General features: G+C 70.7%; 11 protein-coding genes. 9 read left to right on the forward strand and 2 right to left on the reverse strand.

All coding sequences use genetic code 11. From position 1 onward, the window contains the following. Positions 1-76 precede the first annotated feature (76 nt). Complete coding sequence (locus ACLBX9_RS05170; RefSeq protein WP_447718154.1) at positions 77-1,240, reverse strand: iron-containing alcohol dehydrogenase; 1,164 nt, start codon at positions 1,238-1,240, stop codon at positions 77-79. A 53-nt stretch (positions 1,241-1,293) separates the two neighbouring features. Continuing rightward, positions 1,294-2,238 carry a LysR family transcriptional regulator gene (locus tag ACLBX9_RS05175; RefSeq protein WP_051072324.1) on the reverse strand — a complete coding sequence of 315 codons (945 nt, stop codon included), beginning with the start codon at positions 2,236-2,238 and terminating at the stop codon, positions 1,294-1,296. Between the two features lie 111 nt (positions 2,239-2,349). On the opposite strand from ACLBX9_RS05175, the gene ACLBX9_RS05180 reads away from it, so the two are divergent. The 9 genes from ACLBX9_RS05180 to ACLBX9_RS05220 all read left to right on the forward strand — a co-directional run bounded on the left by ACLBX9_RS05180 (position 2,350) and on the right by ACLBX9_RS05220 (position 11,594). Next, positions 2,350-3,846 carry a CoA-acylating methylmalonate-semialdehyde dehydrogenase gene (locus ACLBX9_RS05180; RefSeq protein ID WP_447718155.1) on the forward strand — a complete coding sequence of 499 codons (1,497 nt, stop codon included), beginning with the start codon at positions 2,350-2,352 and terminating at the stop codon, positions 3,844-3,846. A 213-nt stretch (positions 3,847-4,059) separates the two neighbouring features. Beyond that, positions 4,060-5,205 carry an isobutyryl-CoA dehydrogenase gene (locus tag ACLBX9_RS05185; RefSeq protein WP_447718156.1) on the forward strand — a complete coding sequence of 382 codons (1,146 nt, stop codon included), beginning with the start codon at positions 4,060-4,062 and terminating at the stop codon, positions 5,203-5,205. Beyond that, entirely contained in the window at positions 5,202-6,263 is a 1,062-nt protein-coding gene (locus tag ACLBX9_RS05190) for an enoyl-CoA hydratase/isomerase family protein (protein WP_447718157.1), read from the forward strand. Before ACLBX9_RS05185 ends, ACLBX9_RS05190 begins: the two co-directional genes overlap by 4 nt. Positions 6,264-6,565: 302 nt before the next feature. Next, complete coding sequence (mmsB, locus tag ACLBX9_RS05195) at positions 6,566-7,459, forward strand: 3-hydroxyisobutyrate dehydrogenase (protein WP_447718158.1); 894 nt, start codon at positions 6,566-6,568, stop codon at positions 7,457-7,459. Next, positions 7,456-8,235, forward strand: a complete 780-nt coding sequence (locus tag ACLBX9_RS05200) for an enoyl-CoA hydratase (protein ID WP_447718159.1) — start codon at positions 7,456-7,458, stop codon at positions 8,233-8,235. The genes mmsB and ACLBX9_RS05200 overlap by 4 nt, the downstream gene beginning before the upstream one ends. Positions 8,236-8,249: 14 nt before the next feature. Beyond that, complete coding sequence (locus ACLBX9_RS05205; protein ID WP_447718160.1) at positions 8,250-8,687, forward strand: hypothetical protein; 438 nt, start codon at positions 8,250-8,252, stop codon at positions 8,685-8,687. 44 nt (positions 8,688-8,731) lie between these two features. Then, positions 8,732-10,465: an AMP-binding protein gene (locus ACLBX9_RS05210; RefSeq protein WP_447718161.1), complete on the forward strand. Its 1,734-nt coding sequence runs from the start codon at positions 8,732-8,734 to the stop codon at positions 10,463-10,465. 180 nt (positions 10,466-10,645) lie between these two features. Further along, the gene (locus ACLBX9_RS05215; RefSeq protein ID WP_447718162.1) at positions 10,646-10,774 is read left to right on the forward strand and encodes a hypothetical protein; all 129 of its coding nucleotides are present in this window, start codon (positions 10,646-10,648) and stop codon (positions 10,772-10,774) included. 220 nt (positions 10,775-10,994) lie between these two features. After that, on the forward strand, positions 10,995-11,594 hold the full coding sequence (locus tag ACLBX9_RS05220) for a transglutaminase-like cysteine peptidase (RefSeq protein WP_447718163.1): 600 nt from the start codon (positions 10,995-10,997) through the stop codon (positions 11,592-11,594). The last annotated feature ends 14 nt before the right edge of the window (positions 11,595-11,608 follow it).

Consider the following 11,608-nt stretch of genomic DNA (forward strand, 5'->3'; position numbering starts at 1 on the left):
CGCGACTACGTTGACCGTCGTGCCGCTGGATCGCTTCGCCCCGCTCGCAAAGACGATGGCGCGTTGAAGACTTCGATCACCCCGCCCAGACGCGCCGATACAGCGCCACGATCTCCTCGGCGCTCGGCTCGATCGGGTTGTTGGCCGGCGAGCCTGACGCCAGCGCCTGGGCCGCCATGGTGGGAAGCAGCGCCTCCCAGCGGGCCGGGTCGATCCCGTATTCCTTCGGGCCCGGCACATCGAGATCGTCGTTGAGCGCCTCCAGCTCCCGCACCAGGGCGGAGACCGCGGATCGATCGTCGGTGTCCGGTCCGGCGATCGTCATGGCGCGGGCGCAGGCGGCGTAGCGATCGATGGCGGCCGGGGCCGAGAAGGCTGTCACCGTCGGAAGCAGCATCGCGTTCGACAGCCCGTGGGCCACATGGAAATGGGCGCCGATCGGCCGGCTCATGCCGTGGACCAGAGCCACCGAGGCGTTCGAGAAGGCGATGCCGGCCTGGGTGGCGCCGAGCATCATCGCCTCGCGGGCCGCCCGGTCGCCCGGGTCGGTCCAGACCCGGCGCAGGTTCGGGGCGATCAGCCGCATCGCCTGGAGCGCCAGCCCGTCCGAGAAAAGGTTCGACTTGCGCGAGACATAGGCCTCGACGGCGTGGGTCAGCGCGTCGATGCCGGTATCGGCGGTGAGCCGGCTGGGCTTGGTGAGCGTCAATTCGTAATCGACCAGAGCCGCCACCGGCAGGTAGGCGAGGCCGATGCAGAGCATCTTCTCGTCCGAGGCCTCGTCGGTGACGATGGTGAAGCGGGTCGCCTCCGAGCCGGTGCCGGCGGTCGTGGGGATCGCCACGATCGGCAGGCCCGGCTCGTCCTGCTGGCGCGGCGCCTTGTAGTCGCGCATCTGGCCGCCGTGTCGCGCCAGCACGGCCACGGCCTTGGCAGTGTCCATCGGACTGCCGCCGCCGAAGCCGACCACGCAGTCGAAATCGCCCGCCTTGAGGGCGGCGAGCGCCGCCTCCACCGAGGCGACGGTCGGGTCCGGCACGGTCTCGGAGAAGATCGTCGCCTGCGCGCCGGCCTTGGTCAGCCGCTCGAGCAGCGTGTCGGTGCGGCCGCTGCCGGCGAGGTAGGGATCGGTGACCACGAAGGGCCGCGACAGGCCGAGCTGGCCGAGCACCTCCGGCAGGAGCCGCGAGGCGCCGGCGCCGACGCGCATCAGCCGGGGCAGGGCGATCGAGGCGACCATTGCTTGCTTCTCCTACCCGGCGCGAGTCGTGAACCTGCCGGAGCGAACCGATCTTAGGGCGCCGCCGGTTCCCGCGAAACCGCCGTCGCTGACACCGCCGGCCCGGCGAACAGCGCCCCCGCTGCCTTCACTTCGGCGGCGATGAACCCCGCCACCGCGCGGATATGGGCCGCCTTCCGGTGATCCTCGTGAATGTGCATGTGGAACGAGCGCGTCAGCGAGACCGCCTCCGGCAGCACCGGAACCAGCCCGGGATGGGCCACCGCGATGAAGGCCGGCAGGATGCACAGGCCGGCGCCGCCGAGCGTCGCGTGGACCTGGGCGAGCAGGTTGGTGGACCGCAGCCGGGCCGAGACCGCGGGGCCGAGCGCCCCGAGGTAGTTCAGCTCGCGGGTGAACAGCATGTCCTCGATGTAGCCGACGAACGGATGGGCCGGCAGGTCCGAGATCTCCGCGATCGGTGCCGCCGCGGCGAGGTAGCCTTCGGCCCCGTAGACGAATAGCCGGTAGTCGGTGAGCCGGCGCGCCACCACCCGCGCCTGCTGCGGGCCGGAGAGGCTGATTACGATGTCCGCTTCCCGCTTCGACAGGCTGAAGATTCGGGCGGTGGCCATGATCTCCACCTCCAGTTCCGGGTGGCGGGCGGTCAGCCGGTGCATCCGGGGCGCGAGGAAGACGCTGCCGAACCCGTCCGGCGCGCCGATCCGCACCGTGCCCGACACCGCCTGGGCGGCCTCGGTGGCGGCGCTGGCCGAGAGGAACGCGCTCTCCATGGTCTCGGCCACGCCCAGCAGGTTCGCGCCGTCCTCGGTGAGCGCGTAGCCGAGGTTGCTGCGGTGGAACAGGCGGGCGCCGAGACCCTCTTCCAAGGCCCGGATCCGCCGGCCGACCGTCGTGTGCTCGGTCCCGGTGCGTGCGGCCGCGGCGCTGAGGGTCCCGGTTCGTGCGACCGCGAGGAAGAAGCGGAGATCGTCCCAGTTGGGCCCGGTCCTGGCCATGGCCGCACTCCCGCTGTGCATCGATGCACGACGGGTGTAAGCGCATCCGGCTTTATCGCTCAAGCGATCCTGTTAGGGTGCGCCAAAATCGAACTTCATAGGGAGGCGCGCATGCGCACGATCGGGCACTACATCGGCGGCCGGAACGTCGGCGGCGAGAGCGGTCGGTTCGCCGACGTGTTCCACCCCTCGACCGGCGAGGTCCAGGCTAGAGTCGCGCTGGCCAGCAAGGCGGAACTCCGCGCCGCGGTCGAGAACGCCAGGGAAGCCCAGCCCGCCTGGGCGGCCACCAACCCGCAGAAGCGCGCCCGGGTGATGATGCGCTTCCTCGAACTCATCCGCGCCGAGAACGATTCGCTCGCCGAGCTCCTCGCCTCCGAGCACGGCAAGACCGTGCCGGACGCCAAGGGCGACATTCAGCGCGGCGTCGAGGTCGTGGAGTTCGCCTGCGGCATCCCGCACCTGCTCAAGGGCGAGTACACCGAGGGCGCCGGCCCGGGCATCGACGTCTACTCCCTGCGCCAGCCGCTCGGCGTGGTCGCCGGCATCACGCCGTTCAACTTCCCCGCCATGATCCCGCTGTGGAAATGCGCCCCGGCGATCGCGTGCGGCAACGCCTTCATCCTGAAGCCGTCCGAGCGCGACCCGAGCGTGCCGATCCGAATCGCCGAGATCTTCCTGGAGGCCGGCCTGCCGCCGGGCATCCTCAACGTCGTGAACGGCGACAAAGAGGCGGTCGACGCGATCCTCGACGACGAGGACATCAAGGCGGTGGGCTTCGTCGGCTCCTCGCACATCGCCGAGTACATCTACGTGCGCGCCGCCGAGACGGGCAAGCGCGCCCAATGCTTCGGCGGCGCCAAGAACCACATGATCATCATGCCGGACGCCGACATGGGCCAGGCGGTCGACGCGCTGATCGGTGCCGGCTACGGCTCGGCCGGCGAGCGCTGCATGGCGATCTCGGTGGCGGTGCCGGTGGGCGAGCAGACCGCCGACCGCCTGATGGAGAAGCTGGTCCCGCGGGTCGAGTCGCTCAAGATCGGACCCTCGCACGACGGCTCGGCCGATTACGGCCCGCTCGTCACCCGGGAGGCCGTGCAGAAGGTCGCGAGCTACATCGACAAGGGCGTTGCCGAGGGCGCGCAACTCGCCGTCGACGGCCGCGGCTTCAAGCTCCAGGGCTACGAGAACGGCTTCTACATGGGCGGCTCGCTGTTCGACCGCGTGACCCCCGACATGACGATCTACAAGGAGGAAATCTTCGGCCCCGTGCTCTCGGTGGTGCGGGCGCAGAATTACGAGGAGGCGCTGGCGCTGCCCTCGACCCACCAGTACGGCAACGGCGTCGCGATCTTCACGCAGGACGGCGACGCGGCCCGCGACTTCACCGCGCGGGTGAACGTCGGCATGGTCGGCGTGAACGTGCCGATCCCGGTTCCGATCGCGTACCACACCTTCGGCGGCTGGAAGCGCTCGGGCTTCGGCGACCTGAACCAGCACGGGCCGGACTCGATCCGGTTCTACACGAAGACCAAGACCGTGACGCAGCGCTGGCCGAGCGGCATCAAGAGCGGGGCGGAGTTCTCCATCCCGACGATGCGGTAGCACGCCGGTTCTCCCTCCCCCCTCTGCGGGGGAGGGTGCCCTGAGGATGCAGGGCGGGAGAGGGGAGCGACCGTCCAGGATCAGGCTGAGGCCTTCATGATGGTCGCGCCCTTCTCGGAATCCGGGTTCCCCTCTCCCGACCCCTGCTGACGCAGGGGCCACCCTCCCCCGCAGGGGGGGAGGAAGTTCCGTCTGACCTTTGGAGCCACGCCCATGCGTTTCGGGCTCGACGAGGACCGGACCGCGATCCGCGAGATGGCCCTCGGCTTCGCGGCCGAGCACATCGCGCCGCACGCCCTCGACTGGGACCGCGACAAGACGTTCCCGGTGGAGACCCTTCGGGCGGCCGCCGCCCTCGGCATGGCGGGCATCTACGTCCGCGAGGATGTCGGCGGCTCCGGCCTGTCGCGCCTCGACGCGACCCTGATCTTCGAGGCGCTGAGCACCGGCTGCCCGACCGTGGCGGCGTTCCTGTCAATCCACAACATGTGCGCCTGGATGATCGACGCCTACGGCGACGACGCGCAGCGCCGGCGCTGGCTCCCGTCGCTCATGGGGATGGAGCGTATCGCCAGCTACTGCCTCACCGAGCCGGGCTCGGGCTCCGACGCGGCGGCGCTCCGCACCCGCGCCGAGCGGGACGGCGACCATTACGTGCTCTCCGGCGAGAAGCAGTTCATCTCGGGCGCCGGCGCCAGCGACCTCTACGTCTGCATGGTCCGTACCGGCGAGGCCGGTCCGGCGGGCATCTCGGCGATCGTGGTCGAGACGGGCACGCCCGGCCTCTCCTTCGGCGCCGACGAGCGGAAGATGGGCTGGAACGCCCAGCCGACCTGCGCGGTGCGCTTCGACGGCTGCCGGGTGCCGGTGGCCAATCGCCTCGGCGCGGAGGGCCAGGGCTTCCGCATCGCCATGAGCGGCCTCGACGGGGGCCGGCTCAACATCGCGGCCTGCTCGCTGGGCGGCGCGCAGGCGGCCCTCGACAGAGCGCTGGCCTATATGGGCGACCGGCGCGCCTTCGGGGCGAAGCTCACCGATTTCCAGGCGCTGCAGTTCCGCCTCGCCGACATGGCGACCAGCCTGGAGGTGTCGCGCACCTTCCTGCGCCACGCGGCCGCCGCCCTCGACGCGAAGGACCCGGCCGCGACCCAGCTCTGCGCCATGGCCAAGCGCCACGTCACGGACGCCGCCTTCGAGGTCGCCAACCAGGCGCTCCAGCTGCACGGCGGTTACGGCTATCTGGCGGAGTACGGCGTCGAAAAAATCGTCCGGGATCTGCGCGTCCATCAGATCCTGGAGGGCACCAACGAGATCATGCGGGTGATCATCGCCCGCGCGCTGACCGGGGGGCGCCGATGAGCGAGGTGATCGTCGAGCGGGCCGGCGCCCTCGGGCGCCTGCGCCTCGACCGGCCGAAGGCCCTGAACGCCCTGACCCACGGCATGGTCGGCGAGATCGACCGCGCCCTCGATCGGTTCGCGGCGGATCCGGACGTCGCGGCGGTGTTGCTCACCGGCGAGGGTGAGCGCGGCCTCTGCGCCGGCGGCGACCTCCGCGGCCTCTACGAGAGCCGGGGCACCGCCTTCGCGGAAGCCTTCTGGCGGGACGAGTACAGGCTAAATGCCCGCATCGCCGCGTACGAGAAGCCGTTCGTGGCGGTGATGGACGGCATCACCATGGGCGGCGGCGTCGGGATTTCCGGTCATGCCGCCCACCGGATCGTCACCGAGCGGTCGCGCATCGCCATGCCGGAGACCGGCATCGGCTACCTGCCGGATGTCGGCGGGACATGGCTGCTGCCCCGGGCGCCGGGCGAGACCGGCACCTATCTCGGCCTGACCGGCGCGCCGGCCGGCGCCGCCGACGCGCTGTTTTGCCGGCTCGCCGACGCGATGGTGGCCTCCGCGGCCCTGCCCGATCTGATCGGCGCCCTCTCGGCCCTGCCGCCGGATGCCGGCGACGAGGGCGTGCGGGACGTGATCGCGCGCTTCGCGCAGGATCCGGATCCGCCGCCTCTGGCGCAGCACCGGGCCGTCATCGACCGCTGCTTCGGCTTCGACATGGTGGACGAGATCCTGTCGGCCCTCGCGGAGGACGGCTCGGATTTCGCCGCCGCGACCCGGGAGACCCTGCTGACCAAGGCCCCGTCGAGCCTCGTGCTGACGCTGTGCCTCCTGCGCCTCGGCCGCGGCGCGCCGAACCTGGAGGCCTGTCTGGAGCGGGAGTTCCATGCCTCCCTGGCGCTGCTGGACGAGGGCGATTTCCGCGAGGGCATCCGCGCCGCGGTGATCGACAAGGACAAGAGCCCGCGCTGGAACCCGCCGACCCTCGACGCGGTCGATCCGGCGCGGATCGCCCGATGGCTGGAGAGGCGGGCGGCGCCGGTGTTCTCGGAGTCGCGGACGGCGGCGGTGTGATGAAGCTTCGCTTTTTCCCATCCGCACCCTCCCTCCCCCCTTTGCGGGGGAGGGTGGCCCCCGAAGGGGGTCGGGAGAGGGGAGCGACAGTGCAGAACAAGGCGCTGCCCCTCATGCCGGTCGCGACTTCTTCTGAAGCCGGGTTCCCCTCTTGCGGGACTACGTCCCGACCCGACCCCTGCTGACGCATGGGCCACCCTCCCCCGCAGAGGGGGGAGGGAGAGCGCATGGGGGATTCGGTCTACCCTCAGGATGAGGGCGCGGGTGGGAGACGCGAGCAACAACAATCAAGGGAGGACGGGATGGCGCAGACCATCGGTTTCATCGGTCTCGGCAACATGGGCGGCCCCATGGCGGCCAACCTCGTGAAGGCGGGACACACCGTGCGCGGGTTCGACCTCGCGCCGGCCTCGCTTGAGGCCGCCCGCGCCGAGGGCGTCACGGTGGCGGGCTCGGCCCTGGCGGCGGCCGAGGGGGCGGACACCGTGATCACCATGCTGCCCGCCGGGCGGCACGTGGTCGAGGTCTGGACGCAGCTCGCCGAGGCCCTGCCGGCCGGCACCCTTCTGATTGATTCGTCGACGGTGGACGTCGAGAGCGCCCGCACGGCCCACGCCCTCGCCGAGGCGCGGGGTTGCCCGTCGGTCGATGCGCCGGTCTCGGGCGGGACCGGCGGCGCGAAGGCCGGGACGCTGACCTTCATGGCCGGCGGCGGCGCGGCGGCGTTCTCGCGGGCCGAGCCGCTGCTCAAGGCCATGGGCAAGAACGTGTTCCATTGCGGTGACGCCGGCGCCGGCCAGGCGGCCAAGATCTGCAACAACATGATCCTCGGCATCTCGATGATCGGCGTCTGCGAGGCCTTCGCGCTCGGCGAGAAGCTCGGCCTGTCGCATCAGGCGCTCTACGACGTGGCCTCGGTCTCCTCCGGCCAGTGCTGGTCGCTCACCACCTACTGCCCGGTACCGGGTCCCGTGCCGACCTCGCCGGCCAACACCGGCTACAAGCCGGGCTTCGCCGCCGCGCTGATGCTCAAGGATCTCCGCCTGGCCCAGGCCGCCGCGCTCGCCGCGGGCGCCGCGACGCCCCTCGGCGCGGAGGCCGCGCAGGTCTACGGATTGTTCGAGGGCGCGGGCCACGGGGGAGAGGACTTTTCCGCGATCATCCGTATGCTCCGCGGCCAGGGAGGCGAGTCGTGAGCGAGCCGTACGAGACGATCCTGACGGAGACGCGCGGCCGCGTCCTCCTCGTCACCCTCAACCGGCCGAAGGCGCTCAACGCCATCAACGCGCAACTCACCCGCGAGGTGATCCGGGCCGCGACCGAGGCCGATGCGGATCCCGGGATCGGCTGCATCGTGCTGACGGGTTCGGCCAAGGCCTTCGCGGCCGGCGCCGACATCAAGGAGATGCAGCACGCCACCTACGCGGAGATGTACGCGGGCGACCGGTTCGGCGACTGGGATCGGTTCGTTGCCGTGCGCAAGCCGATCATCGCGGCGGTGGCGGGCTACGCCCTCGGCGGCGGCTGCGAGCTCGCCATGATGTGCGACATCATCCTGGCCGCCGAGACCGCGCAGTTCGGCCAGCCCGAGATCAAGCTCGGCGTGATGCCGGGGATCGGCGGCAGCCAGCGGCTCACCCGCTTCGTCGGCAAGGCCAAGGCCATGGAGATGTGCCTCACCGGCCGGATGATGGATGCCGCCGAGGCCGAGCGCGCCGGGCTGGTCTCCCGGGTCATCGCCGCCGACCAGCTCCTCGACGAGGCGATGAAGGCGGCCGAGACGATCGCGTCGATGTCGCTGCCGATCGCCATGATGACCAAGGAGGCGGTCAACCGCTCCTACGAGACCACGCTCGCCGAAGGCATCCGCTTCGAGCGGCGGGTGTTCCATGCCATGTTCGCCACCAAGGACCAGAAGGAGGGCATGGCCGCCTTCGTGGAGAAGCGGCCGCCCCGGTTCGAGAACACCTGAACGGTCAACACGCGATGGATGTGCTGGACCACGATTCGGAATTGCGGTTCGAGATGGCCTTCCCGCGCGCGATCGTCGCCCAGAAGGCGCGGGGCCGCGAGGAGACCATCAACGAGCACCTCGTGAAGCTGCTGGCCTTCGACGTGGCACCGGAGACGCGGGCGGTCTGGCGGAAGGAGCTGGCGCGCCGTTTCCGGTTCCTGGCAGCGCTGCGGGTCAAGCCCTGCGCCAGCCTGATCCCGGTCCGAGACTGGTGGACGTGGCTCTACGCCGACCCGTTCGAGCACAACGAGGCGGGCTACACCGCGGGCCTGATCACGCTGAACGCCGACGATTTCACCCGCAACACCGCGAGTGTCGGCCTGATCGCCGACCGGATCCGCGGATTCCATGCAGCGATGGTTCAGAGCCTCGCGTGCGGCGAGGCTGGTGAGGATCTGATCCCGACCTGACACACGCGGTCGGGACGGTCGAACAAGACGAAGGGGGAACGACCATGCCGAGCTTCCGCGAGGCCCGCGATCTGCTGCTGGCCCACCGCACCGATTACGCGGCCGCCGTCTCGGCCTTCGCGTGGCCCGATCCGGTGCCGTTCAACTGGGCGCTCGACTGGTTCGACGCGGTGCTGGCTGGCCCCGAAAGCCGTGATCGCGCCGCGCTCCGGATCATCGAGGCCGGCAGCGGTGCCGAGCAGAGCCTCACCTTCGGTGCGCTGGCGACCCGGTCCAATCAGGTGGCCAACCACCTGCGGCAGCTCGGCCTGAAGCGCGGCGACCACCTGCTCCTGCTGCTCGGCAACGTCCCCGCCCTCTGGGAGACCATGCTGGCGGCGATGAAGCTCGGCGCCGTGATCATCCCGGCGACCACGCTGCTCACCGCCGACGAGCTCGCCGACCGCCTCGCCCGCGGGCGCCCGCGGGCGATCGTGGCCGGGCCGGAGCAGATCGCACGGTTCTCCGGCCTCGACATGGGGGATGCCATCCGCCTCGTCACCGGGGCCGCCGCGGAGGGCTGGGCCGCCTACGACGCGGCGTTCGCCGCGCCCGGGACCTTCGCGCCCGACGGCCCGACCGGGGCCGACGACCCGATGCTCCTCTACTTCACCTCCGGCACCACCGCGAAGCCGAAGCTCGTCCGCCACAGCCATCGCTCCTACCCGGTGGGCGCGCTCTCGACGATGTACTGGCTCGGGCTGCAGCCCGGGGACGTGCACTGCAACGTCTCCTCGCCGGGCTGGGCCAAGCACGCGTGGTCGTCGTTCTTCGCCCCCTGGAACGCGGGGGCGACGATCCTGGTCATCAACCAGGCGCCGTTCAACGCCGCCGCCCTGCTGGCGCAGCTGGAGCGCACCGGCGCCACCACGCTCTGCGCCCCGCCGACCGTGTGGCGCATGATCATCCAGGAGGATCTCACCGGCCGGAACCTCGCCCTGCGCGAGGTCTGCGCGGCCGGCGAGCCGTTGAACCCCGAGGTGATCGAGCGGGTGAAGGGCGCCTGGGGCCTCACGATCCGCGACGGCTACGGCCAGACCGAGACCACGGCGCTCATGGCCAACACGCCGGGCCAGCCCGTGGTGCCGGGGGCGCTCGGCCGGCCCCTGCCGGGCTACCGGGTGCGCGTCCTCGACCTCGACGGACAGCCGGCCTCCGAGGGCGAGGTCTGCCTGGAACTCGGGGCGCACCGCCCCGCCGGGCTGATGCAGGGCTACGACGACGGCCAGGGCCGCCTCTCGGGCGCCGACGGCGACCTCTATCACACCGGCGACGTAGCCTTCGTCGACCAGGAGGGCTGCTTCACCTTCGTGGGCCGGGCCGACGACGTGTTCAAGTCATCGGGCTACCGGATCAGCCCCTTCGAGCTGGAGAGCGTGCTGATCGAGCACCCGGCCGTGGCCGAGGCGGCGGTCGTCCCGGTGCCCGACCCGATGCGCCACACGATCCCGAAGGCCTTCGTCTCCCTGGTGGCGGGCGCCGCCGCCGGACCCGAGACGGCGCTCGACATCTTCCGCTTCACCAACGCGCGGCTCGCGACCTTCAAGCGCCTGCGCGGGCTCGAATTCGTCACCGACCTGCCCAAGACGATCTCGGGCAAGATCCGCCGGGTTCAGCTGCGCCGCCTGGAGCACGAGGGCGTCACCAACGATCCGTATCGCGGCCGGGCCTACACGCAGGCGGATTTCCCCGAGCTGAAGGGCGAGGCGGAGCGCAAGCTCGACCAGACGGCGGGGTGAGAAGGCAACTCTTCCCGTCGTGTCGCGGGGCGCTCCGATCATAAGGATCGGGACGCTTGAGAATCGGTGCCGATGGCCGAGACTTCTGCTCCGGACTCTCTCGATCTTGCTGGGCAGATCACACGGGTTTTCCGTGCGATGGACGAGTCACACAAATTCGTCGCTGAGCAGAAGACGTTGATGGCCGAAGCTGCGAAGCTTGAGCGGGACCGGGCGCTCGCTCCTTGGCAGGTCGCCCTGGCCGGGACGACGGCTGGTGCTGCCTTCTTCGGAGCCGGCGTCGCCTTCGTGAAGCTCCTCGGCCCTTGAACGAACCCTCAAGGTTTCCGTTTCCCGAAGCCGACGGCGCGGATTTGCCGGGCTTCTCAAGCCACCCGTCGACGCTGTCGCGCATGACCCGAGGCCGGCCGGCGAATCGGTAAAATTGCGCGCATCGCTTTCAGCGCCGCGGAGGCTCTGCGGCGCAATCCTGTCCTCAACAACGGGGACGGGTTCGATGGGCGCGGGGCTGATCAGGACGGTTCGGGGGATGATGGCCGGTGCGGCGGCGCTGCTCGGCCTCGCCGCCACCGCGCAGGCTCAGACGCTGGCGAGCCTTCCGAACGAGGCTGGGGCGCGGGTTCAGGGGGAGGCCCGTCCGATCGCCGCGTGGGTGACGTTCTGCCAGTCCTACGCGGCCGAATGCGCGGTGGACCGCAGCGAGCCGGCGCGGATCAGCCTGACGCCGTCGACCTGGGCGACGATCGTGTCGGTGAACCGGCGGGTCAACAAGGCGGTCGAGCCGATGACAGACCAGGAGCACCTGCACGTGGCCGACCGCTGGGACCTGGCCGAGGACGGCATCGGCGACTGCGAGGACTTCCAACTGCTCAAGCGCCACCTGCTGGCCGAGGCCGGGCTGCCGCGGCGGGCGATGCGCATGACCGTGGTGATCGACGAGAAGGGCGAGGGCCACGCGGTGCTCACCCTCATCACCGACCGGGGCGACCTCGTGCTCGACAACAAGACCAGCGCGATCCTGCCCTGGCACAAGACCGGCTACGTGTTCATCAAGCGCGAGAGCCAGGACGCCGTCGCCTGGGTGTCCCTCGGCGGCGTCACCTCCCCCGTCACCACCGCAAACCGCTGACCGCCCTCAGGCGG

Source organism: Methylobacterium sp. A49B, assembly GCF_053346215.1.